The organism is Bacillus sp. AFS031507 (assembly GCF_002584635.1).
In the GTDB taxonomy this organism is placed as follows: Bacteria; Bacillota; Bacilli; order Bacillales; family Cytobacillaceae; genus Neobacillus.
The window spans coordinates 104,308-128,777 of record NZ_NUOW01000036.1 but is presented as its reverse complement, the minus strand read 5'-3'; the positions used below and the strand labels follow the sequence as shown (position 1 = coordinate 128,777).

Genomic DNA, 24,470 nt, shown 5'->3' with positions numbered 1-24,470 from the left:
CCCCAGTTCCCGACAAAATTTTTATATGATTTCGGAGAAAAACATTGATTTACCGGGGCTGATACTAGTTTTAATCAAACGTTTGGTTAGTTCTATATTTTTGGGAAAATAGTCGAGGTATGTAAAAGAACTTAGGCTAAATATTTAAATGGCTATTTTCTGATACGCTGATAAAATCTGATTTATCGCTGATAAACTGTGTGAATTCGCTGATAAATGGGCTAGATTCGCTGATAAAACTCTCAAATCTGCTGATTAAAAATGAGAGGCGATCTTTATTAGTATATGAAACTAGTTTTTTCGTCCAAAGCTTTCTTAGATACCCCCTTTGTATATAAATCCCTCCATAAAAATTATTATGTGGTACTCTTTTCCAAAAATTAGTATTCTCCTCCCTGACTTGCGGATAGAGTGAGCTAACTTGCGGATAACCGCCATCAACTTGCGGAAAGTAGATTTTAGGACTATTCGTAGTTTAATTCGGCAAATAAATGGTAAGATTTAAACAAAATGATGTTATAAATAAAGCGAGGTACACGGATGACAATTTATATTGCGCTGTTACGAGGAATCAATGTTGGCAAGCATAACCGGATCAAAATGGCAGATTTAAAAAGTCTATTAGAAACAATGGGCCTAACCAAGGTGAAAACATATATTCAAAGTGGAAATGTTTTATTCGAAGCAAAGGACGAGGCAGAGCAACTTAGCCAACGATTAGAGGATGAGATAAGTAAGACATTTGGTTTTCCGGTCCCTGTTATTTTAAGAACAGCTGAGGAATACGAACAGATTATCCGTGATTGTCCCTATTCTATCGATTCGCTTAAGGAAGGCGAGAGTATCCAACTAGCCTTTTTGGCGGAGGAACCCTCCCAAGTGAAAACGGACCTTTTACGCAACTACGAAAGCGAGCCGGACGAATGTTTTATAAAAGGGAAAGAAGTCTACCTTTTTTTACGGCAAAGTATCCTCGATTCAAAACTTGCCACTCAGCTGCCGAAATTAGGTGTTCCTGCGACAGTACGTAACTGGAAAACCGTCATCAAACTATCGACCATGGTAGAAGCTTTGAAATAAAAAAGCGCTCGGATCGATTGGATCCGAGCGTTATTTATTGTATACCGTAGTGTAAAATAATTAATTGTGGATAACACTGAACTAGTTCTCTGAATCCAGCTCCAGCGCTCCAGTCCATACGCCGCTAAACGGGCGCTTGCGCCTTTTGTTCTGTTATTCATTTTTTAATAAACGAACGCTCTCATTAAATTCCTTTTCAATGGCATCATTTTTCTTATAAGTGATCAAGCTGACAACGACTGCTACAATTAGATTGAAGACAAAGCCTGGAACTATTTCATAAAGCGTGTCACCAAGTCCAACATTTTTCCAAACGATAACGGTAACAGCACCGACGATCATCCCGAAAAGGGCTCCCCAATTCGTAATCTTTTTCCAGAATAAACTTAGCAGGATAACAGGTCCGAAAGAAGCTCCGAAGCCTGCCCATGCATAGGCAACAAGATCTAAAATGGTGCTATTTTGTTTGAAAGCAAGTGCAGCAGCAACAACGGACACAAGAAGAACCGCCATTCTTCCTAAGAAGACAAGTTGTTTATCTTTAGCGTTCTTGTTCATCACCATTTTGTATAAATCTTCAACAAGCGCACTAGAAGTTACGATTAATTGGGAAGAAATCGTACTCATTATCGCTGCAAGAATGGCAGCCAAAGCAAATCCAGCGAATAGAGGGTGGAATAAAATCTGGCTTAATTCAATAAATACCGCTTCTGGATTCTTTAATACATGCTCCGGATTATTATGGAAAAATGCAATCCCAATAAATCCTGTTAAGATTGTACCGATAAGCGAGATAATCATCCAGCCCATACCAATTCGCCGGGCGCTTTTTGTTTCTTTGATCGTTTTGATTGCCATAAATCTTACAATAATATGCGGCTGGCCAAAATAGCCTAGGCCCCATGCCATTGCCGAAACTATTCCTAAAAAGGTTGTCCCTTTTAATAAGTCCATTTTAGTAGGATCAATCGCTCGAATCGTTTCAAACGTTTCAGCGGGGCCACCCGTGTGAAAGATGCCAATAGCGGGAACAAGTGCTAGGGCAATCAGCATCATTAATCCTTGAATAAAGTCTGTATAACTTACAGCTAAGAATCCACCAAATAGGGTGTAGGCAACCGTAACGCCGCCAACAATCAAAAGCCCAGTATGGTAACTCGTGCCAAACGAGCTCTCAAAAAAGACAGCTCCAGAAACCATTCCGGAAGAAACATAGAAAGTAAAGAATATAAGAATAACAATACCTGAAACAATACGGAGTAGTTTGCTGTTGTCTTTAAAACGGTTTTCAAGATAGCTAGGAATCGTGATGGAATCATTGGCAACTTGAGTATAAGAACGTAAGCGAGGTGCAACTAGCAGCCAGTTAAGATAGGCTCCAATCGTTAAACCAACCGCGATCCACGCATCTGCCAAACCGGTTACATAAATCCCCCCAGGTAAGCCCATTAAGAGCCAGCCGCTCATATCAGCAGCCCCAGCACTTAAGGCGGTTACAGCAGGTCCTAAAGACCTTCCACCAAGCATGTAATCCGTAAGATTGCTAGTCTTTCGATATGAATACCAACCGATAAAGAGCATAGCGGCAATATAGATTCCAATCGAGAGTAGTTGTAGTGATTCGTTAGACATATATTTCCTCCTCTGTTTGTTATCGTAGAAAACACTGTTAATAATATTTTCTATATAAAAAATATTCTATCAACTTTAAAATCCTATTACTAGTGTAAAAATATGTTTTTATAAAATAGGGAAAAATACTTGTAGTATAACATTGGCGAATCTGCTTAAGCAGTTCAATTGTAACGTGTAATTGAAACGACTATTATAGAAGCAAATGAAAAGGGTGCTGTATAAATGGATTTAAACCAATGGTTTCAAAAAGGATTAACTGTCGATGGGTACATCAACGCGATGACCACCAATAAAGATGAAATGCTCACAATCTATAAGCAATTTACCTTAAGGGATGAAGACAGAAATAGACTCGAGGCATTAAGACCGCAAAAATTACGAGCGATTGTCCTCTCAGAGGATTGGTGTGGAGATGCGATGCTGAATAACCCAATTTTGCTGCGAATAGCTGAGGCCGCCGAGATGGAAGTCCGTTTCGTGCTCCGCGATTCAAATCTGGAGTTAATGGACCAATATTTAACCAATGGCACGTCGAGAGCCATTCCAATTTTTATTTTTATCAATGAAGAAGGCAATGAAGCAGGCGTATGGGGACCAAGAGCACCTGAAATACAGGCATTTGTAATGGAAAAGCGTGCTGCCTTGCCAGATAAAGACGCTGAGGATTTCCAAGAGAAACAAATGGCAATGTTTAAGAACTTTAAAGAAACCTATCAAACAGATGCGGTCATTTGGCAAACCGTAGCCAATAGTATCCTATCGACACTGTTAAAATAACAAAGAGGATCCCCAAGTAGTTTTAACTACAAGGGGATCCTTTTCTCGCCCATATTAAATACTGCTGTTCTTTGGAGGGATACGGTCGTTCTGCAAATTTTTATCACTGATTTTTGGCTCAATTCCAAGAATGAAATTACGGATGTTCGACCGGTGCAAATAAATTAAGAAAAAAGTAAATAAAAAAGAGATAAGTTCTAACTCAAAATTAGGAGAAACCAAGGAATATACGAGCATACTTAGACCAACGGTGATGGAGCCGAAGAATACATACTTTGTTAAAAAAATAACCAAAAAGAAGGTAATATAGGCAATCACTAATAAAGGAAAATTGGCAATCAACAGTGCTCCGGCAGTTGTAGCAATCGCCTTTCCCCCTCTAAAGCCTGCAAAAATTGGAAAGCAATGTCCAACAACAGCAGCGAATCCAAAGTAAAGGGGTTCCGCCTCAAGATTGAAGTAAATTGGCATGTAGGCTGCCAAAGCGCCCTTCGCAAGATCAATAAGCAGGACGAAAATAGCTGACTTTTTACCAAGAACCCTCAATGTGTTGGTTGCACCAGGATTTTTGCTGCCATGATCCCGGATGTCTACACCAAAGACCAACCTGCCTACAATTAAGGCAGTGGGAACGCTTCCAATTAAGTAGGAAGCTAGAAGCAACAGCCAGAACATAAGCACCCTTCCCCCATCTATTATTTTATTAAATTCGTTTTATTTATAGATTCTATCACACTTCAGTGGTATTATTTTGTTGAATTCTCACTATTAGTAAGAAAAGGGAGCGCTCAACATGAGACAAATTGATTTTGGTCAAGTTGCTAATAGCTATGCATGCGCAAGAGAAGATATTCCCGTAACCTTAATGGATAGCCTCTATCTCCGCAATATTTTTTTTGAAGGAAAAAAAGTCGCTGATATCGGCTCGGGAACTGGTGTGTTAACAAGAAAAGTGGCCTTACGAAAAGCGGATGTTATTGGCATTGAGCCATCAAAGGAAATGCTAGAACAGGCAAAGGCTTTCAATCTTACGAAGAATTTTACCATTCCGTATCAATTGGGCAGTGCAGAAGATACAGGTCTAAAAGATTCACAGTTTGATATTGTCACAGTAATAAGGGCATGGCATTGGTTTGATCGTCCTAAGGCAATCCAAGAAATGAAAAGGATATTAAAAGCAAAAGGGACGTTAATTGTTATTGATTCTGGTTTTCTATCAGGCACGCCTGCCGTTGAAAAAACCTTGGCAGTGCTAGCTAAATACGTTGAAGGCGGCTTATTGCCAGCAGGTTCGAAGGCAGAGTCCCAGATGCGGATGAACGGATTTCCCGTCGAGTGGTTTGCTGAATGGCAGACAAATGGTTTCGAACTGAGAGATTTTTATAAGTTAAATTACACGGTCAACTTTACAAAGCAGGAATGGATCGAGCGAATGGAGTCGATTTCATGGCTGGCAGGAATAGATGTAAATGTTCGAAAAGCGGCATTGGAGGAGTTAGCCAGTTCAATACCAAATCAAGAATCCTTTGTCATTCCACATGAATGTAATGTTTGTATTTTAAGAATTGGAGAGTAGACCTTCTACTATTTACGTTATAATAACTTAAAAGATAAACTCATCACATGATGAAACAACATCGCCTTATGAAAAGGATGATCAATTTGAGTCAGAAGCTTAAAATTCAACAGCCAAAAATTCCATCAAGTTTAACACCATTAGACTTTAACGATAGAGAAGATTCTTACATTAACATGGCAATCATCAGCGATTGCTCGATATCACAAGAGGAAATTGAAAAGCTAATTTTTGAGGAGGTTGTATTTAAAAATGTAACCTTTCTCGATGGATCATTTCGGTTTATTCAATTAACCGATGTCATTTTTGATCGATGCGATCTATCCAATGTGGATTTTACCGATGGAATTATCCACCGTGTCGAGTTTCGCGATTCTAAACTATTAGGATTAAATCTTGCAGATGCTACACTTCGTAATGTCTTGTTTGAAAGCTGTAATCTGAATATGGGCTCGTTTGGATATGCCGATTTGAAGGAAATGAGATTTGAAAATTGTTCCCTTCGCAATGCTGATTATTATGATGCCAAGTTTAAAAAAATTGAATTTAAAAATTGTGATCTTGATGATGCGAATTTTACGGGAACCACTCTTAAAGGAGTGGACCTCAGCACCTGTAAGTTTAACCGCTTAAATCTCTCACTTGATAGTGTTGCAGGGTGCACGGTTTCTGCAGACCAGGCGCTAGGATTTGCGAGGCTATTAGGATTGGAAATTAAAGAATAATCTACGATATTTCTGCTAAAACCGTGCGGCCGCCGTCGCACGGTTTTTTCTTGTGGAATTTTTCTGCCATGAAAATTAGCATGGTATGATAAAAAAGATTCGAAAAAATATTTTTTAAATTAGTGTAGGGTTTTTTCAATAACCTGTCGTCTATTAAAGTGAGTAACAACAAAGAAAGGGGGAGAGAGCAATTAGCGATGCAGCCTTAATAGAAAATGTGTTGGAAGGCAATGATCACGCCTTTCGCCTTTTGGTAGAGAAGTACCGCAATGATGTGTTCCGGACCATCTTTGCTGTTCTTCGCGACCAAAAGGAAGCAGAAGACGCGGCACAGGAAGTTTTTATGAAAATCTATACCTCTCTCCCCCAATATCAAAATCAAGGTTTCAAAACGTGGATGACGCGAATTGCCGTTAATCATGCGATAGATATCAAAAGAAAACAAGTGAGAAGAAAAGAGGAAGTGGCGGAAGACCTCGAGTTGCAGTTAGTAGGGACACCGAAAGATAGTATTGAAAAAGAGATAATGGATACCGACCGGAGAAGGCTCGTCAGGAGGAAGCTTGATGAACTGCCCGAAAATTACCGTGATGTGATCTACGGATTTTACATAGCGGAAAAAAGCTATCAGCAATTGGCAGACGAACAAAATGTACAAGTGAAAACGATTGAAACAAAGCTATACCGGGCTCGCCATTGGATGAAAAAGAATTGGAAGGAGGACGATTTTTCATGAAGCATTACACTTATGATGAGTGGTTGCAATACGTTAATGACGAAATCAATGAGAATTCAAGGCAGGAATTAGAAGGCCATTTATACTCGTGCGACCAATGTCTCAACCATTACTTAATGGCGATGGAAGCAAATGAATCATCGCTTCCAATTCTCTCCGACATGAGCGAGTTTACCGATTTGGTCATGGCAGAGGTTTCGAAACAAAAAATCGTGGTGCCTGACACCAAAAATGACATCAAAAATGACGCCAAAACCAAAATGGAGAAAAAACCTTTTTATCATCAAGCGGCATTCCATTATCTGCTGGCTGCAGCGGCGACGATTCTGTTGACCTTCACGGGTGCTTTTCAGTCGCTCGCTACGTATGCGAATGCGTTAGAAAGCCCGCAACCGCAAGTTCAGAAAAAGAAGCATTCGGTCACAGAGGGTGTTATCAATAAAACTTTTGCATGGATGGATTCACTAGAAAAAAAGGAGGCAGTTAAGAAATGAAAAATCCGACAAAAGCATTGACCTTATCCTTATTTCCAGGTCTTGGTCATATATATTTCGGCAACATGTTTCGCGGAGTACTATATCTACTGACCGTAATGGGGTTGGCGTTCGTCACTGTCATTGGGTTAGTAACCAATAATGAGGAAGTTGGCATTGTTACCTTTATGTTAGGACTATTCATTTACCTAATTAGTTTTATCGACATGGGTGTGCAGGTTTCTAAACATAAAAAAGCGCAGAAGACAGCGAACCCGGATGAACCGCAGCTACAGGCTTCCCAAGATTCAGAACGCTTCTATACAATCGTTTTGTCATTTATTCCTGGCCTAGGGCATTTCCAAATTGGACTGATGAACAGGGGCTTAACACTTTTGGCAACGTTTTTGGGGCTGGGGGTCATGGTTACATTTGTAACTGCGCTTTCCAATCGCGGCGAATTTATGGTCTTTATGGCAGCCCTGCCGATTATCTGGGTCTACGGATTCTTTGATGCGGTTCAACAGGTAAATAAAAAGCAGCGCGGTGAGGAGCTTGTCGACAGAACGATTTTTGAAGACTTTGAAATGCGCCGCGAGGACGGGAAAAAGAGTAAGTCGATTGCGACCTTTCTTTCAATCTTCCCAGGGGCAGGCCACCTCTATTTAGGCTTACAGCGCCGGGGCATTCAGTTAATGGCAGCCTTTCTCTTTTCTATCTATATTTTAGATATCTTACGGCTTGGTATCTTCTTGTTCTTAATCCCGATCATTTGGTTTTACAGCTTTTTCGATGCGATGCAAAAGGTTTCAAAGTACGGGGAAGAAACGGTGGAGGATGTTCCGATTATTGCTTATTTCCTTAATCATCAGAAATGGGTCGGCATTGGACTTGTTTTGATGGGACTCTACTATCTAGTGATGAACGTCCTGCTTCCAGCTTTTTCACCGATGTTAAGCAGGTTAATTGATATCGATGTGATGTATTGGGTTCAAGGTTATTTTCAAACGGGACTTGTTTGTCTGCTGTTGATTGGCGGGGGAATTAAACTTCTATCTGGAAGCAAACAAAAGCAGGGGGCTGAGAAGCATGAGTAAGTGGGGAAAAACTATTGCAGGGGCAGCAATAATCGGATTCGGGATTGGGTTCCTTTTCAGAAAAAGAAAGGGAGGAGAAGAAGCATGAGAACTTGGCGTGTTGGGACGTTTTCGATGGGGGCCTCACTCGTTTTCCTTGGCCTCTTCCTCTTTTTTTCAACGTTTTTGGGGTTAGACCTTGTACAAGTTATGACGGCTTGGTGGCCGCTTTTATTGGTTGTTCTCGGAATTGAAATTCTCCTTTATTTGTTTTTGTCACGACAGGAAAAGCCGGTCTTAAAATATGATTTTCTTAGTATTTTCTTTGTAGGTGTGATTGGAACTGCCGGGATTGCGTTTGCAATTTTAAGCACAACGGGGGTTATGGGTAAGGTGGAAGAAGTGATGGCGAGGGAAGAGCGCTCGTTTGAACTGCCTGCTTTTTCCTACCAAGTGGATGACAGCATCAAACGGGTGGTGGTCAGGACGGTGGGCCATCAGATGACAGTGGAGTCAACGGAGGAAAAAGAGGTATCGTTGTTCGGTACATACCGGGTGCAAACAGCCAAAAAGGAGAAGTTACTCCAAAGTGCGGATGATGTGATTTCAGCAAACCAAAAGGGTGATACACTCTATTTAAACATGAAGTCACTGCCAAACGAAATGAGTCCGTTTAATGCAAGTGGAGAGGTTGCGGCGACGCTTTTGGTTCCAAATCATGTGAAGCTTGAGGTAATTGGCAGTGATAATGCGTTAACCTTAAAGCCACGCTCGATAGCGAACGACTGGAGTATTGAAAGTGTCGCATCGGTCGTTGTCGATGTGGCCGCGGCTAGCAATTTGAAGGTTGCTGCAGTAGGTGCCCAAGAGGTAAGAGGGAAAGATGGCGACTGGAAGGTGTCAACGGAAAAGGATCTCAATGGTATCGATAATGGCAGGAAAAATGCGGTTTTTCAATCGGGTGAAGGAAAATACCATATCAATATTGCCAATGCCTTTGATGTCAGTCTTACTACGAATGAATAAATATATAGACAAGTGATATAGGCATACATGGCTAAATCCACTTGTCTAGTTTTTTGCAAAAAAATAAAAAAACGTTATGATAGGAGTTGGATGTTTGAAGAAAATAGTTTATAGGCTTGGTTATAAGTTTGTAAGCTAGGATAATAATTGGTAGAATATTGAATTGAGCAGATAACGAATGCCGATTGTTGATTTCAAAAATAGGATGATGAAAACGATGAAAAGAGCAAGACTGATTTATAATCCTACCTCAGGACGTGAAATTCTAAAGCGGAATCTTCCAGAGATTCTTCAAAAGCTTGAGATTGCTGGGTATGAAGCTTCTTGTCACGCTACCACTGGGGCAGGGGATGCGACCGAAGCAGCACGCTTAGCTGTTGAGCGTCAGTATGATATCGTTATTGCAGCGGGTGGAGATGGTACGATTCATGAAGTGGTCAATGGACTGGCGGAACAAGATTACCGTCCTAAATTAGGGATCATTCCAGCAGGAACCACGAATGACTTTGCCCGAGCCCTCCATATCCCCAGAGATATTGGACCAGCTGTAGATATTATCACTAAAGGTGATTTGATTCCCGTCGATATTGGACGTATCAATGATCGATATTTTATTAATATTGCGGGCGGCGGAAGAATAACCGAGCTTACATATGAAGTTCCAAGCAAATTGAAAACGATGCTCGGCCAACTAGCCTACTACTTAAAAGGGATGGAAATGCTGCCTTCTATTAAACCTTCAGAAGTTTCGATTGAGTATGATGGGAAACTGTTTGAGGGTGAAGCGATGCTCTTTCTTGTCGGGCTGACAAACTCAATTGGCGGCTTTGAAAAGCTGGCACCGGATTCTTCTATTAACGATGGACTCTTTTCATTATTAATATTGAAAAAGACGAATCTTGCTGAATTTATCCGGATTGCGACGTTGGCTCTACGCGGTGAGCATGTAAATGATCCGAATATCATCTACACTCAGGCCAACCGGATTAAAGTCCAGGCAGTAGATAAAGTCCAGTTGAATTTGGATGGGGAGTTTGGCGGCTTGCTTCCAGCCGAGTTTGAAAACTTGTACCGTCATTTAGAGGTGTTTGTTCCTCTTGAAGATATTCGCCCGAATGATCGCCCGACTGATTGGGAATCGGGGAAAAGATATAGCTAAGTGAAAAGTTCGTTCCAATCGGAGCGGGCTTTTTTTTACAGGTGAAAAAGGGAATTGTGTAATAATCCTAGAATAATGTCTGTAATGAAATGAGAAGGGGCGTTGTGAAATGAAGGCGTTAATAAATATCGATTATACCTATGATTTTGTGGCGGTGGATGGGGCGTTAACCTGCGGTGAATCAGGACAAAAAATCGAAGGAAGGATGGTTGAACTGACAAAAGAGTTTATTACGAAGGGTGATTACGTTGTATTTGCCATTGATGTCCATGATCAGGGTGACCAATACCATCCAGAAACGAAATTGTTTCCGCCGCATAACCTTCGCGGGACGTCAGGAAGAGACTTGTTTGGCGCGCTGAAGGAAGTGTTTGAAATGAATGAACAACGTGAGAATGTTACCTTTATGGATAAAACAAGATACTCTGCTTTCGCGGGAACAGACCTTGAAATCAAATTACGAGAGCGCGGAATTACAGAAGTTCATTTGGTCGGCGTCTGCACCGATATTTGTGTTCTTCATACAGCAGTAGATGCGTACAATAAAGGATTTAAGATTGTGGTATATAAGGATGCCGTGGCTTCTTTTAATCAGGGTGGTCATGAATGGGCTCTCGGACATTTTGAACAATCCCTAGGAGCGATAGTTAAATAGACTTTCGAGGGTAATATTGGTTATAATGAGGAAAAGCTGAAATAGTATTTCGGAGGTCTGATTATGAAACACTTTTATCACGATGATAGTTTAACTCTGCATACCGATCTATATCAGATTAATATGGTAGAAACGTATTGGAGAGATGGGATACATAATAAACGCGCGGTCTTCGAACTATTTTTCCGCAAGCTTCCGTTCGGGAACGGCTATGCAGTATTCGCTGGATTGGAGAAAGTAATCCAGTTTATTCAAGGCTTCCGCTTTAGTGAGGAAGACCTCGAGTATTTGCAAAATGAAGTAGGTTACAAAGAAGATTTTATCACATATCTTAAAGATATCCGGTTCACGGGAACAATCTGTGCGATGAAAGAAGGCGAGCTTGTTTTTGGCAATGAACCGATCTTACGTGTGGAGGCTCCGCTTTGTGAAGCCCAATTGATTGAAACGGCGCTGCTTAACATTGTGAACTATCAAACATTAATTGCTACGAAGGCATCCCGCATCAAGCAAGTTGTGGGCGATGAAGTGGCGATGGAATTTGGGACAAGACGGGCCCAGGAAATGGATGCAGCGATTTGGGGAACAAGAGCAGCTTATCTCGCCGGTTTTGACTCAACAAGCAATGTAAGAGCGGGTAAGCTGTTTGGTATTCCAGTATCTGGAACACATGCTCATTCGATGGTCCAAGCTTATAAAGATGAATATACGGCTTTCATCAAATATGCCGAAACACACAAGGATTGTGTCTTTTTGGTGGATACATATGATACACTCCGCCTCGGTGTTCCTAATGCGATCAAAGTGGCGAAAGAGTTAGGCGATAAAATTAATTTTATCGGAATTCGACTTGATAGCGGCGACCTTGCTTACCTTTCAAAGGAAGCGCGCAAAATGCTCGATGAGGCAGGATTCACCAATGCAAAGATAGTTGCCTCAAGTGATTTAGATGAATATACGATAATGAGCTTGAAATCACAAGGCGCCAAAATCGACAGCTGGGGAGTTGGCACAAAGCTGATTACGGCTTACGACCAAGCTGCACTGGGTGCGGTTTATAAAATTGTGTCTATTGAGGATGAAACCGGAAAAATGGAAGATACGATCAAGATCTCATCCAATCCGGAAAAAGTTACAACTCCAGGATTGAAGAGGGTTTATCGAATCATCAATAATACAAACCACCATGCCGAAGGAGATTATATTGCGTTAGCAGACGAAAAGATGCCTGAAAAACGGCTGCGAATGTTCCATCCAACCCATACGTACATGAATAAGGTGGTTACCAACTTTACGGCTAAAGAATTACATGAAGAAATCTTTTCTAAAGGCGAGCTTGTTTATGAAATGCCTTGCTTGGAAGAATCCCGTGATTATTTGAAGCAAAACCTCGATGCACTTTGGGGCGAGTATCAGCGGATTACGAATCCAGAAGATTATCCAGTTGACCTGAGTCAAAAATGCTGGGATAACAAGATGAGAAATATTGAAGAGGTTAAAGACAAGGTAGAGGCAATGAAAAGGTAACGATCAGGCGTTCTTTTGATAAAAAAGGGCAGACTTAAGAGGGGGTTATTTCCCTTTTGAGTCTGCCCTTCGTTTATTTTTGTTTAAAGAAATCGACAAAGGCATGGAAAATTTCAATACCCTGATAGGTAAGCATACTTGCGGCTGATATTGAAAAGAAGCCAATGATTACAAAGCGGATCCACATATTAATTTCCTCCCTTATTATGGTGTTAGCTTATGATTCGGGAGGGTGAATCACATAGTTTGATTGATGAAAGATAGGAATGAGAAAAATAAAGCTTTTGTGAAAACTTATGAACAAATAAATGAGTGGAGTTAGTGCTGCTGAAAGGATGGTCGTAAGGATAAAGAGAGTTTGTATAACAACGGGCAGCTTTTTGTTATCACCCCATTGATCTTTCACCTTGCCATCATCTACGTTGATGATTGCTTTGAAATCAGTATGAGAGTGTGAAAGTGTATTTGAAAAGTGGCTAAAGGTGAAAGAAAGGAAGGCAAAGAGTAACGGAATGGACAGGTTTTTTATCAGCTTGATTATTATCCACTCCTTCCAGTAATGAGATTGTTTTAATCATATACACTTTTATTATATTTGGAAATAAAAAAATTCTGACAATTTTCTTGGTTATTTTTGAAAAAAGGATCTTGTCCTTTGCAAGTTTCACAAACAGTCATGCTTTGTGTTACAATCTTAGCTAGTCAAAACAAGCAAAGGAAGAAACGAATGAGCAGAATAATACCGGTTAATAAAAATGATTACATAGATGTAGTTTTTGAAGATTTAACCCATGACGGAGCGGGTGTGGCCAAGGTGGATGGGTACCCGTTATTTGTCCCGAACGGACTGCCTGGCGAAAAGGCAAAAGTGAAGGTGATTAAGACAGGCAAAGGGTACGGCTTTGGGCGATTGGTCGAACTTTATGAAAAAAGCCCGTTCCGAGTCGATATTGAGAGCGGTGATATCCATAAATATGGCGGCTGCCAGCTCGAGCACATCAGCTATGAAGGTCAGCTCAAATATAAGGAAAACCAGGTCCGTCAGGTGCTTACACGGATCGGTAAACTGGAGGATGTTGTTGTTCATCCGATTCTGGGGATGGACCATCCCTTGCATTACCGCAACAAAGCACAGGTACCTGTTGGGGAGAAGGATGGCAAATTGATTGCTGGCTTCTTTAAACCGAGGAGCCATGAAATTGTTGATACGAATGAAAGTGTCATTCAATTGCCTGAAATTAATGAAGCGGTCCAGACGGTAAAGGAAATATGCAGCGAGCTAGGGATTCGTGCGTATCACGAGGAATCTCATAAAGGTGTACTCAGACACATTATGGCTCGTTATGGTCAGCAGACGGGAGAGCTCATGGTAGTAATTATCACGAGGACGGCGGATCTCCCTCAGCAAGATCAGCTGGTTGAGCAAATTGTTGCGCGGCTCCCGAAGGTAAAGTCAATCGTCCATAATGTCAATTCGAAGCGCACAAACGTCATCATGGGGGAAAAAACGACCGTTTGGTGGGGGAATGAAGTCATCTATGACTATATCGGGGATGTGAAATTTGCCATTTCCGCGCTGTCCTTTTACCAAGTAAACCCTGTTCAAACAAAGGTGTTATATGATAAGGCGCTAGAATATGCGGACCTTAGCGGTGAAGAAAGTGTCATTGATGCTTACTGTGGAATCGGAACGATTTCTCTATTTCTAGCACAAAAAGCCCGGAAAGTATTCGGTGTGGAAGTTGTTCCAGAGGCAATAGAGGATGCTAAGCGGAATGCGGCGTTAAATGAGATGACGAATACAGAGTTTGCTGCAGGGGAAGCGGAGGTTGTTATACCGAAATGGTATAAGGAAGGTAATGTGGCCGATGTCTTGGTTGTTGACCCGCCGCGCAAAGGCTGTGACGAGGCCTTGCTGCAGACGATTATTGAGATGAAACCGAAAAAAGTCGTTTATGTATCATGTAATCCAGCCACCCTCGCAAGAGATTTACGGATATTGGAGGACGGTGGATACAAAACGGTGGAAGTGCAGCCGGTCGATATGTTTCCGATGACCACGCATGTGGAGTGTGTGGCGCAACTCATCTTAAAAGAAGGCAACTAACCTTTTGATGTGACCCCCAAAAGTTAGAGCCTTATACTAAGCAGCTATTTGGCTGGTGTGGATACGGTATTGAACCGGACTCATGCCTGCCAATTTTTGCTTTATACGCTTGTTATTATAATAATTGATATATTCTTCGATTCTCTTTTTTAATTCCTCAAATGGGCACAGTGCTTCTCCGTAATACATTTCCTGTTTCAGTAACCCAAAAAAGTTCTCCATAGGTGAATTATCTAAACAGTTTCCTTTCCGCGACATACTCTGGCACACCTTGTTTTTCTTTAGTGTTTTTACCCATTTATTATGTTGATAATGCCAGCCTTGATCAGAATGTACAGTGGTTCTAAACTTAGAATCCTTTACTATTTCAAGAGCTTCCTTCAGAGGGCTGAGCGCTAATTCTATGGTTGGGCGCATACCTATCCCATACGAAAGAATTTCACCGTTGAACATATCCATAATAGGACTCAGATACAGTTTTACACCGTCTGAACACTTAAATTCTGTGATATCTGTTGTTAATTTTTGATGACACACCTTTGTGTGGAAACGACGATTTATACGGTTCTTGACAACTGTTCCTGTAGTTCCTTTGTAAGAACTGTATTTACGTGATTTTCTACTAAACTTCTCCACTTTAATTCCGAGATTATTCATGATGCGTCGCACCTTTTTATGATTCACTTCATTACCACGGTTTTTCAATTCCAGTTGGATACGACGATATCCATAATTTCCGTTATTTTCATCAAAAATGGATTGAATACATTCTTCAAGTTCGTGATCTGGATTTTCCTTCTTCATCCCTTTTATATGATAATGGTACGAAGATTCAGGAATACCAACTCTCTCTAAAACATCTTTTAGTTTGAAGGTTTCTTTGAGTTCGAATGATAGCGCTGCTTGTGCTTTTCGAGGTAGCCTTCCGGATCCATCTGAAAAGCTCGCAACTTTTTTAGGTATTCTACTTCTAAACGCAAAAGTTCGTTTTCTCTCTCCAATTTTTGTTCGTACGTCATTTCTTTTTCTTCTGCAATTTTTTTATTTCTTTTGTTCTTATTATTATCAGACATGGATGGCCGTCCTTTCGGTCTATCCAGGGCCTCAGGACCACCCTCCAAAAAAGCTTTCTTCCATGAAGCTATCATAGAAGGGTTGGTTAGTCCAAATTGAAGGGCGGTATCTGCCTCTGAAGAACCTGTTCTTTTCATAAAGCTTAAAACATCTAGCTTAAATTGAACAGAATAAGTTTCCTTGTTCTTCTTTCTCATTAACCCTTTCTCCCCAAATTTTTCGTAAACTTTTACCCATCTCAAAATGCGTGTAAAGTCTTTCATATCATACTTCTGTGCTAATAATCTATATCCCAATTTACCTTCTAGATACTCTTTTACTAGCATTAACTTAAATCCTTCACTATATTTAGCCACTCAAAAACACCCCAAAAATTAGATTTCACTCTAACTTTTGGGGTGCAGTACACTTTGGATGTTGCCTTTTAAAGGTCTTTAATGATTTACTAATATGTTCACATAATTGTAGAAAAGCTTTTGAAAAGACTAAATTTATATGAATTCTAATGTGATATTATTTTATCTGAGGAGGTAGCAAAATGGAAACATGACAATAAAATAATTACTTTTTCAATTTTTGGCGTTTCTGTCCACCATCATTTTCCCCATCAAAACAATGATTTAATGAAAACCTTGAAGAATAAATCCAACTTTGAAATTATGCAAACGTTTATGAACAACCTCCTTATTGAATCTTCACATTTTTCTACTTTAACACCCATTTCTTCCATGTTATTTCAAGAAAAATTGTTTAATAAAAAAATAGACCTGAAAGGATAGGTAAACCATGTAAGCATATTATCATTAAAAGTTTCCTAAGACTAATTATTTCTGGTAAGTAAATTTATATCTGAAGGAGGATAATTAATGGGTCACGATATATCAGGACACAATAAAGCAGGAAAAGAAATTGCTTATGCTCGTTTTAGCATGGGGAATTATAATGCTACCATACTGTATAATTTACTTGATGCAAATAATTACTATGCAGGAGTTAGTGGATCAGGCGACAGTTCTACCTTCTCGATACAACAAATTGAAAAGGCTATGAATGCCTACAAGCAATTTTATAAAAATGGTGATTCTCTGTCAGAAAGTGATTTCTTAACTTGGGATCAAAAACAAATCCTGAATTTTATACAGAATTGTTTAGCAACAGCAAAAATAGAAGGGAGTGTAAGAGTGTATTTTGGCTAATGTTTTAAGACTGTTTGCTAAATTCTTCAATTTCGCTCCGTATCCATATAACTCTATAGTAGTAATTACCTTCATATGTAACAATTTGCATTCCATCTAACCATTCTAAGGTGTCTAGCCATAATAAATATTTTTTTACAATAAGTAAAAATATTTAATCTTTATAAAAATTGAATATATTCCAACAATTATCCTATAATAAAGAGGAAATATATTAGGCTTTGGCTCAAATTGAAAAGTTGGCTTCATCCTTAGTTTTGCTAACATAAGATAATGCATCATAACCCCAAGATATACATAAGTACTAACTTGCTAGAAGCGAATATAATTACTTTTTTAATTAGGAGGCAATCATGGGAAGATTAGTTCATTTCGAAATTCATGTCAATGACATGGAACGGGCAAAGAAGTTTTATGGAGAGGTATTCGGATGGTCATTTCAAGATTGGAGTGAGTATGCAGGAATGCCTTACTTTGGAGCAGTGACTGGCGATGAGAATGAACTTGGGATCAATGGTGCTTTGATGCAGCGGCAAAGTGCTCCACCGGAAGCAAACCAAGCTTTGAATGCATTTGCTTGTACAATGGGAGTGGAAAATTACGATGTAACGGAAGCTAAAATTATTGAGAATGGCGGCAAGGTCGCAATGGCCAAATATGCCCTGCCTGGAATGGCGTGGCAGGGATACTATATTGATACCGAAGGCAATATATTCGGAATTCATCAACCCGATGCGAATGCAAAATAGAATCCTAAGGTGAGTGAGAGAACTCTCATCATACTGACTACTTTTCAGAAAATTATGTACTTCATATTATTAATATGCTATAGTTAGTGAAAATTACATATCGTGTAAGAATTGGTGCCAAGCTAAGGCTTGGCTTAAAAGGGAAGAACGGTGTAATTCCGTCGCTGTCCCGCAACTGTAAATCGGAGTGAATCACAAATACCACTGTCTTAGGATGGGAAGGTGTGAGGAGCAATGATGATAAGCCAGGAGACCTGCCAATTTCCAGTACACACCAAATACCTACGTGGAAATAGGTGGTGACATTCTTTTGTACGACAAACGAGTTATGAGTAGCTATGTTTATGCATATTTTTTTAGCAAAACTTAAACTTGATTGTAGAGCCATTTCCATTTTGTGGAGATGGCTTTTTTGTTGTATAGGAGATTATCAAATCATTTATTTTGGATAACGTGAACTAGTTCTCTGAATCCAGCTCCAGCGCCCAACTGCTAGTGGACTTCGCTCTCCGCCCTACGATAGGTCAAGCACGAATGCGCTACGCTCTCCGTGTTTCCTTTATCTCAGTTGGAGCGCTCCAGTCCATACGCAGCTAAACGGGCGCTTGCGCCTTTGTTCTACTTGGGAATATGTAAATTTAAATAAGGAGGAATGAAATATGAATTTAGTTAGTACTGCCATTGGTTACCCGTACATTGGTGATAATCGGGAGTGGAAACGTTGTATAGAATCTTTTTGGAAGGGTGCGATATCAGAGGAGCAATTTATTTTCGAGATGAAAACGAATCGTTTGAATAATTTGAAGCGCCAGCAATCATTAGACTTAGAGTTACTAACAGTTGGGGATTTTACCCTTTATGACCGTATGCTTGACCATGCGGCAATGTTCGGTATGGTTCCAAATCGTTATAAGTGGACAGGTGATGAAGTCGATCTAACCACTTATTACGAAATGGCCCGTGGGGCAAGCCATGTTGTGGCTTGTGAGATGACAAAGTGGTTTAACACCAACTATCACTACATCGTGCCCGAGTATGAAGGCAAGTCATTACAATTAACGAAGAACTACATTTTAGATTATTTTGTAGAAGCCAAAGAGGAATTAGGTCTTATTACAAAGCCTACAATGATCGGTCCTTTTACTTTTGTTAGCTTAGCGAAAGGATACGATGCTAAATCGAAAGCATTGTTTATTTTAAAACTCTTACCGTTATATGCTCAAGTATTGCAGCAACTTGTAGATGCTGGGGCAAAGTGGATTCAAGTGGAAGAACCAGCACTAACCCTTTCACTAACAGCAGATGATGTAAAACTAGTGCAAGAAATTTACAAACAGTTAGCAGAAGAAGTACCGGCTGCACAAATCATGTTGCAAACCTATTTTGAAGGACTATCAGCGTATGAAGAGCTGTCTCAATTACCTGTTGCAGGGATTGGTCTTGATTTCATTCATGGTTCCGAAGAGAATATGGCTTCACTTCGAAAAAACGGGTTCCCACAAGACAAAGTATTAGGAATTGGTATCGTAAATGGACGGGATATTTGGCGGGCAAATTTGGCTGAAAAAGCATTCAATACAAAAGCTGTTTTATTATTAAGCGGTGTAAAAGAAGCTTGGATTCAGTCTTCATGTAGTTTACAGCATGTACCTGTGACGACGAAGGCAGAAACAAAGCTGGATGCCATACTGACAAATGCTTTGTCATTTGCCGATGAGAAAATAATTGAGTTATCACATATCGCATCTTACGTACGTGACGAGGCTTGGACAGGAAATAAGAGCGTTTCACAAAGTATGATAGCAACTGAAGCATTAGTACAGCATAAGGCAAGGAAAAATGCACGTGTGAAAGAGCTAGTATTACAAGTAACACAAGAGGATTTTGCTCGTTCAATGACGTTTAAAGAACGTCAGCCTTTGCAGAAAAAGGCATTAGATTTACCAGATTATCCAACCACAACCATTGGCAGCTTCCCTCAGTCAGTTCAAGTAAAACGGACACGTACAGCATGGCGTAAAAAGGAAATTACAGACGCTGAGTATGCAGCGTTTCTAAAAAATGAAACAGCTCGTTGGATTCAAATTCAAGAAGAAATAGGATTGGATGTTTTAGTGCATGGTGAATTTGAGCGGACGGATATGGTTGAGTACTTTGGAGAAAAGCTAGAAGGTTTTGCCTTTACAGAAAAAGCGTGGGTTGTATCCTATGGTTCACGTTGTGTAAAACCACCAATTATTTATGGTGACGTCGAGTGGACAGCCCCAATGACCGTGAAGGAAGTAGAAGCGGCACAGCAATTAACGTCTAAGTATGTGAAAGGGATGTTAACAGGTCCTATCACAATCTTAAATTGGTCTTTTGTCCGCGATGATATTTCACGTGAACAAGTAGCCAACCAACTGGCCTTAGCACTAAGAGAAGAGATTGCAGCGTTAGAAGATGCAGGCATTGCCATTATTCAAGTGGATGAACCGGCATTACGTGAAGGACTGCCATTACGCAAAGAAAAATGGGCTGAGTATTTAGCATGGGGGGTAAATGCCTTTAAGTTAGCAACTTCTAGTGTGAAAAATGAAACACAAATCCATACACATATGTGCTATTGCGAGTTTAATGACTTTATTGAGCCGATTCGTGCCCTTGACGCAGATGTGATTTCAATCGAAACGTCTAGAAGTCATGGGGAGTTGATTCAATCTCTTAAAAAAAATCCATATGAACTTGGTATTGGTTTAGGAGTGTATGATATTCATAGTCCACGTGTACCAAGTCTAGAAGAAATCAAAGCGATTTTAAACGATAGTTTAGAAATTATTTCAAAAGAACAGTTCTGGGTGAATCCAGATTGTGGTTTAAAAACACGTCATGAAGAAGAAACCATTGCATCGCTAAAAAATATGGTGTCAGCCGCACGAAACCTACGCCAACAGCAACAACAAACTGTTTAAATCTAATCTTAACAATTAAATTAAGGGCCTTTTCCATTTTTGGAAAGGCTCTTTGGTTAATTGGGAATTACTATCCAGTTATCAGGCTTACAGATTTTGTCGGAAATATGAATGTGTATGAAGCACGTGATAAATTAATTCAGATTACAGAAGGTTTTGGTTTGACTCTAAAAAATGCTAACCTGCATACGGCGGCTACTACTCAAAGTACCCCAAAATAATAACCGAAAATTATATTTTTTATCGAGATTATTAATCATGAAAAAACAAATGGCTTAAAGTAAAACAAGAAATGATGATTGGAATAGTCAACAAATATGCGAGCCCATTCTAACGACTGGGCTCATATTTCGAGTTTCATTTGTCTTTATTTCTCAAACCATAATCTTGTTTTGTCATCTGGGTCACCATTGTAATTGATCTGGATTTCCTCTCCTTCTTTAATGTCGGTATAAGCATAAAAATTGATTGTACCTTTTTTTAATTTCCTTTTGAAAATGGCATTAGGTGTGCGGGAATGATTAAAGAGCGACCCAATTCCTAAGGCTAACGCACATTCATCGAAATCTTTTCCCCACCAGAATACATAATCGATCAAGGTTGTTTTTTCCAAATACTTAAACTCTTCTTTAGGGAAGATAATGACGGGTGACACCTCTAAAAGCTCATCCTTCTTAATATCCCGTGTAGCAAAGATTCCTCTCCCGTATTGAGATTGCCTTACCTCCAACATAGTTCTGTTTACCTCCATTTTATACACATCTCAGTTGCAGTTTTTTTATTAAGGTATGAAAAAGGGAGGTGTTTGGTATGGGTCAATTAGGTAGAAGTCTGTTGATAGCGGAAAAAAACCAAGTTAGTGTTGAGACTAACCTGGCTTAGTGAACTTATTTTTGTAAGGGGCTTACCAAGATGTTAGTTGTGCAATTGTCCAAAAAAATTATCATAATAATTATTTAATTGACTAATGGTTAATTTTTCTAACAGGTTTACAATATAGGTGATAACGAATAGTTTTTCAAAAGCTATGAGGAAAGCTATTAATCTATTAGTAAGGAGCCTGGATCATGTCTTTGAACGTAACTGAGATTGAAAAGCCCTTATATATTAAAGTGGACCCTGATGATAATGTAGCGATCATTGTCAACACTGGGGGATTGCCTGAGGGGGCAATTTTTTAGATGGACTAAAACTGAATGAGCGAGTACCTCAAGGTCATAAAGTAACACTTACGGATTTAAAGTGTGGGGATGCGATTATTCGTTATGGCCACATCATCGGTTATGTTAAAAATCCTGTAAAAAAAGGAAGCTGGGTCAATGAAACCATGGTTGATTTGCCAAGTGCACCCGAGCTGGACGAACTATTAGCACCTGAGCAAGCGTCACAGCCTTTGCCGCCGCTAGAGGGATATACATTTGAAGGGTATCGGAATTCGAACGGCACGGTAGGTACAAAAACATTCTTGGAATTTCAACAAGTGTACAATGTGTCGTAGGAGTGGTGGAATTTGCGGTTAAGCGGATTAATAATGAACTTTTACCAAAATATCCAAATGTAGACGATGTCGTCGCTCTCAATCATAGCTATGGCTGTGGCGTGGCGATTAATTCCCCCGATGCAATCATCCCGATTCGAACCCTCCAAAATTTAGCCGCCCATCCGAGTTTTGGCGGGGAAGTTTTGGTGGTTGGTTTGGGGTGTGAAAAATTAGTTCCTGACCGATTATTACCAGATGGAGATACCTCCAATGTTATCTTATTACAAGAACAGACAGGCTTTATAAATATGGTCGAAAAGATTTTGGAAATGGCCGAGACACGTCTAAAAAGGTTAAATGAGCGGAAGCGGGAAACATGTCCTCTTTCGGATCTTGTTATTGGCGTACAATGTGGCGGTAGTGATGCTTTCTCCGGTGTAACAGCCAATCCAGCTGTTGGCTATGCTGCCGACCTCATTGTTCGGGCAGGTGGAACGGTTATGTTTTCCGAAGTGTCTGAGATTAGGGATTCTGTCCACTTATTAATGTCCAGAGTTGTTGATGAGAAAGTAGGCAACGATTTAAAAAGGGAAATGAAATGGTATGACAACTATTTGCAAGGCGGTCAAGTGGACCGGGATGCCAATCCGACGCCTGGGAATAAAAAAGGCGACTTATCAAATGTTGTGGAAAAATCGTTGGGTTCGGTAACGAAATCGGGCAACAGTCCCCTTGTTGAAGTAGTTCCGCCAGGTGCGAAGGCAACGAAAAAAGGCTTACTTTTCGCTGCTACCCCTGCAGGTGATTTTGTCTGTGGGACACTGCAATTAGCCGCCGGAATGCATTTGCAAGTTTTCACAACGGGTCGGGGAACGCCTTATGGTTTAGCTATGGCTCCTGTGATTAAGGTTTCAACTCGCAATGCCTTAACCGAGCAATGGAAGGACCTGATTGATGTTAACGCTGGAACAATTGCAACAGGTGAGGCAACGATTGAAAATGTAGGATGGGAAATTTTTCACCTGATTTTAGATGTGGCGAGCAGTCGCAAGCAAACCTATGCGGAAAAATGGGGCTTGCATAATGATTTATGCTTATTTAACCCTGCACCGATTACTTGATGCCTATGAAACAGGGCTATGACTTTTTATGGTTGTTTCTTTTAAAATTAAAGAACAATGATATAAGGATAGAACGATTGTGGCAAAGCTAAAAATATTAAAGGCTGACAGGAAGCACGCTGTCAGCCTTTTTAGATTGGCAAAATAGTTGAATATCTTGTTAACGGTTATAATGATAGTGGAGTTGATTAGGATGAATGCGAAGGAGATATCCACACGGATCGATGTTCTTGATTATTTACGGGGATTTGCACTAATGGGGATTATCCTGGTTAACATCATTCCATTATTGTTGATTAAGTTACCAATACCCCATACAACTGATGCATCGTACTTGAGGTTTTTATATTTATTTGTAGAAGGCCGCTTTTATACGATCTTTACCTTTTTGTTTGGTGTGGGGTTTTATATATTTATCTCCAGGGCAAATGCGAAGGGGAAAAATGGATATGTTTTGTTTTTGCGGCGAATCCTCGTGTTGTTTATCTTTGGATTAGTTCATGTGCAATTTCATCCAGGGGAAGCATTAACGGTTTACGCTATTTGTGGTCTGATTATTTTACCTTTTTATAAAGCGAACAAGGTTGTAAATCTTGTTTTTGGAATAGTCATGCTGCTCGTCCTAAGTTTGTATGCTCAGAAAATGTTTATGGTGGTTCCATTGATGTTGTTAGGAATTGCCGCCGGGCAGTACCGGCTATTTGAACGAATATCAGATCGATGGAAAGTGACAGCTGTTTTCACAGGGGGGATGTTTGTTTTAAGTGTGGCAGGTCTTATTTATCAATATCAGCATGCCCCGTTTGATTTTGGATCAGGTGGTGAGTCCATAGAAACGCAGCAATTCTTACGGATTGGAATCACGATTGGTCCAATTGTCTCTGCTTTTTATATCGGGCTGATGATTTTGCTTCTGAATTTTCCTGTTGTCCGGCAGGTCCTGTCACCTTTAAAGAGCTACGGACGGATGGCGCTGACAAACTATGTTTCACAAACAATCGTAATCCTAGTTGCGGGGAAGATGCTGGATTTATTTGATCATATAACTTATTTACATTCACTTTATTTTTGTTTAGCTATTTATGTCATTCAACTAACGTTCAGTGCGATTTGGCTGCGCCACTTTAGCTTCGGCCCATTAGAATGGGTGTGGCGCGCGCTGACCTATTTCGAATTCCCGCCAATGCGTAAATAAAATACTTATCCAATCCTAAATTGTCCATGTGAGGTGGACAAATTCTAGCAAGTGTCTTTCGGTGGTGCCTGACACCATTTTGTAAAATACTTCTTTTCTTTATCGAAAAACTCTGTAAAATGGAGATTAAGAGTATAATTGATGTGTTTGGA

The 24,470-nt window shown here is 40.1% G+C and carries 21 protein-coding genes, 1 pseudogene and 1 riboswitch; of the genes and pseudogenes, 17 read left to right on the top strand and 5 right to left on the bottom strand.

The genetic code is table 11. The annotated features are described in order from the left end of the window. Window positions 1–540: 540 nt before the first annotated feature. Window positions 541–1,080: a DUF1697 domain-containing protein gene (locus tag COE25_RS25810; RefSeq protein ID WP_098934657.1), complete on the top strand. Its 540-nt coding sequence runs from the start codon at window positions 541–543 to the stop codon at window positions 1,078–1,080. A 153-nt stretch (window positions 1,081–1,233) separates the two neighbouring features. Here COE25_RS25810 and putP read toward each other — a convergent pair whose 3' ends face one another. Then, entirely contained in the window at window positions 1,234–2,712 is a 1,479-nt protein-coding gene (gene putP / locus COE25_RS25805) for a sodium/proline symporter PutP (RefSeq protein WP_098934656.1), read from the bottom strand. A gap of 225 nt (window positions 2,713–2,937) precedes the next feature. Between putP and COE25_RS25800 the strand changes: the two genes are divergently transcribed. Beyond that, window positions 2,938–3,492, top strand: a complete 555-nt coding sequence (locus COE25_RS25800; protein WP_098934655.1) for a thioredoxin family protein — start codon at window positions 2,938–2,940, stop codon at window positions 3,490–3,492. Between the two features lie 54 nt (window positions 3,493–3,546). Here the strand turns inward: COE25_RS25800 and plsY are convergent, their stop codons facing one another. Beyond that, entirely contained in the window at window positions 3,547–4,167 is a 621-nt protein-coding gene (gene plsY / locus COE25_RS25795) for a glycerol-3-phosphate 1-O-acyltransferase PlsY (RefSeq protein WP_088085181.1), read from the bottom strand. A 118-nt stretch (window positions 4,168–4,285) separates the two neighbouring features. On the opposite strand from plsY, the gene COE25_RS25790 reads away from it, so the two are divergent. The 10 genes from COE25_RS25790 to rlmD all read left to right on the top strand — a co-directional run bounded on the left by COE25_RS25790 (window position 4,286) and on the right by rlmD (window position 14,552). Continuing rightward, window positions 4,286–5,068, top strand: coding sequence for a class I SAM-dependent methyltransferase (locus COE25_RS25790; protein ID WP_098934654.1), 783 nt, complete (start codon window positions 4,286–4,288; stop codon window positions 5,066–5,068). A gap of 86 nt (window positions 5,069–5,154) precedes the next feature. Next, window positions 5,155–5,793 (top strand): pentapeptide repeat-containing protein, encoded by a 639-nt coding sequence (locus tag COE25_RS25785; RefSeq protein WP_251028044.1) that lies wholly within the window; start codon window positions 5,155–5,157, stop codon window positions 5,791–5,793. A gap of 220 nt (window positions 5,794–6,013) precedes the next feature. Next, entirely contained in the window at window positions 6,014–6,529 is a 516-nt protein-coding gene (locus tag COE25_RS25780; RefSeq protein WP_257208965.1) for a sigma-70 family RNA polymerase sigma factor, read from the top strand. Beyond that, window positions 6,526–7,023 (top strand): anti-sigma factor family protein, encoded by a 498-nt coding sequence (locus tag COE25_RS25775; protein WP_098934652.1) that lies wholly within the window; start codon window positions 6,526–6,528, stop codon window positions 7,021–7,023. The genes COE25_RS25780 and COE25_RS25775 overlap by 4 nt, the downstream gene beginning before the upstream one ends. Continuing rightward, complete coding sequence (locus tag COE25_RS25770) at window positions 7,020–8,099, top strand: DUF6677 family protein (protein ID WP_088085185.1); 1,080 nt, start codon at window positions 7,020–7,022, stop codon at window positions 8,097–8,099. Before COE25_RS25775 ends, COE25_RS25770 begins: the two co-directional genes overlap by 4 nt. A gap of 84 nt (window positions 8,100–8,183) precedes the next feature. Next, window positions 8,184–9,104 (top strand): hypothetical protein, encoded by a 921-nt coding sequence (locus COE25_RS25765; RefSeq protein WP_088085186.1) that lies wholly within the window; start codon window positions 8,184–8,186, stop codon window positions 9,102–9,104. 217 nt (window positions 9,105–9,321) lie between these two features. Next, window positions 9,322–10,263, top strand: coding sequence for a diacylglycerol kinase (locus COE25_RS25760; RefSeq protein ID WP_088090266.1), 942 nt, complete (start codon window positions 9,322–9,324; stop codon window positions 10,261–10,263). Window positions 10,264–10,372: 109 nt separating this feature from the next. Continuing rightward, entirely contained in the window at window positions 10,373–10,918 is a 546-nt protein-coding gene (locus COE25_RS25755; RefSeq protein ID WP_098934651.1) for a cysteine hydrolase family protein, read from the top strand. A gap of 63 nt (window positions 10,919–10,981) precedes the next feature. Further along, entirely contained in the window at window positions 10,982–12,445 is a 1,464-nt protein-coding gene (locus COE25_RS25750; RefSeq protein WP_098934650.1) for a nicotinate phosphoribosyltransferase, read from the top strand. Between the two features lie 727 nt (window positions 12,446–13,172). Further along, a complete protein-coding gene (rlmD, locus tag COE25_RS25745; RefSeq protein ID WP_098934649.1) occupies window positions 13,173–14,552 on the top strand; it encodes a 23S rRNA (uracil(1939)-C(5))-methyltransferase RlmD in 1,380 nt (459 codons plus the stop codon). A 36-nt stretch (window positions 14,553–14,588) separates the two neighbouring features. On the opposite strand, the gene COE25_RS25740 is transcribed toward rlmD, so the two are convergent. Next, a complete protein-coding gene (locus COE25_RS25740; RefSeq protein ID WP_256942518.1) occupies window positions 14,589–15,515 on the bottom strand; it encodes an IS3 family transposase in 927 nt (308 codons plus the stop codon). Beyond that, the gene (locus COE25_RS25735; RefSeq protein WP_098934648.1) at window positions 15,416–15,982 is read right to left on the bottom strand and encodes a helix-turn-helix domain-containing protein; all 567 of its coding nucleotides are present in this window, start codon (window positions 15,980–15,982) and stop codon (window positions 15,416–15,418) included. Before COE25_RS25735 ends, COE25_RS25740 begins: the two co-directional genes overlap by 100 nt. Window positions 15,983–16,492: 510 nt before the next feature. On the opposite strand from COE25_RS25735, the gene COE25_RS25730 reads away from it, so the two are divergent. The 3 genes from COE25_RS25730 (at window position 16,493) to metE (ending at window position 20,522) form a co-directional block, all read left to right on the top strand. After that, window positions 16,493–16,822, top strand: a complete 330-nt coding sequence (locus tag COE25_RS25730) for a hypothetical protein (protein WP_179195692.1) — start codon at window positions 16,493–16,495, stop codon at window positions 16,820–16,822. Between the two features lie 353 nt (window positions 16,823–17,175). After that, window positions 17,176–17,571 (top strand): VOC family protein, encoded by a 396-nt coding sequence (locus COE25_RS25725; RefSeq protein WP_088085192.1) that lies wholly within the window; start codon window positions 17,176–17,178, stop codon window positions 17,569–17,571. Between the two features lie 95 nt (window positions 17,572–17,666). After that, a riboswitch (cobalamin riboswitch) is annotated at window positions 17,667–17,847 on the top strand. 383 nt (window positions 17,848–18,230) lie between these two features. Beyond that, window positions 18,231–20,522 carry a 5-methyltetrahydropteroyltriglutamate--homocysteine S-methyltransferase gene (gene metE / locus COE25_RS25720; protein WP_098934647.1) on the top strand — a complete coding sequence of 764 codons (2,292 nt, stop codon included), beginning with the start codon at window positions 18,231–18,233 and terminating at the stop codon, window positions 20,520–20,522. Between the two features lie 367 nt (window positions 20,523–20,889). On the opposite strand, the gene COE25_RS25715 is transcribed toward metE, so the two are convergent. Further along, the gene (locus COE25_RS25715) at window positions 20,890–21,255 is read right to left on the bottom strand and encodes an SET domain-containing protein (RefSeq protein WP_088085194.1); all 366 of its coding nucleotides are present in this window, start codon (window positions 21,253–21,255) and stop codon (window positions 20,890–20,892) included. A 334-nt stretch (window positions 21,256–21,589) separates the two neighbouring features. Between COE25_RS25715 and garD the strand changes: the two are divergent. Further along, a pseudogene (gene garD / locus COE25_RS25710) lies at window positions 21,590–23,123 on the top strand (galactarate dehydratase). 193 nt (window positions 23,124–23,316) lie between these two features. Further along, window positions 23,317–24,318, top strand: a complete 1,002-nt coding sequence (locus COE25_RS25705) for a DUF418 domain-containing protein (protein ID WP_098934646.1) — start codon at window positions 23,317–23,319, stop codon at window positions 24,316–24,318. Window positions 24,319–24,470 lie beyond the last annotated feature (152 nt).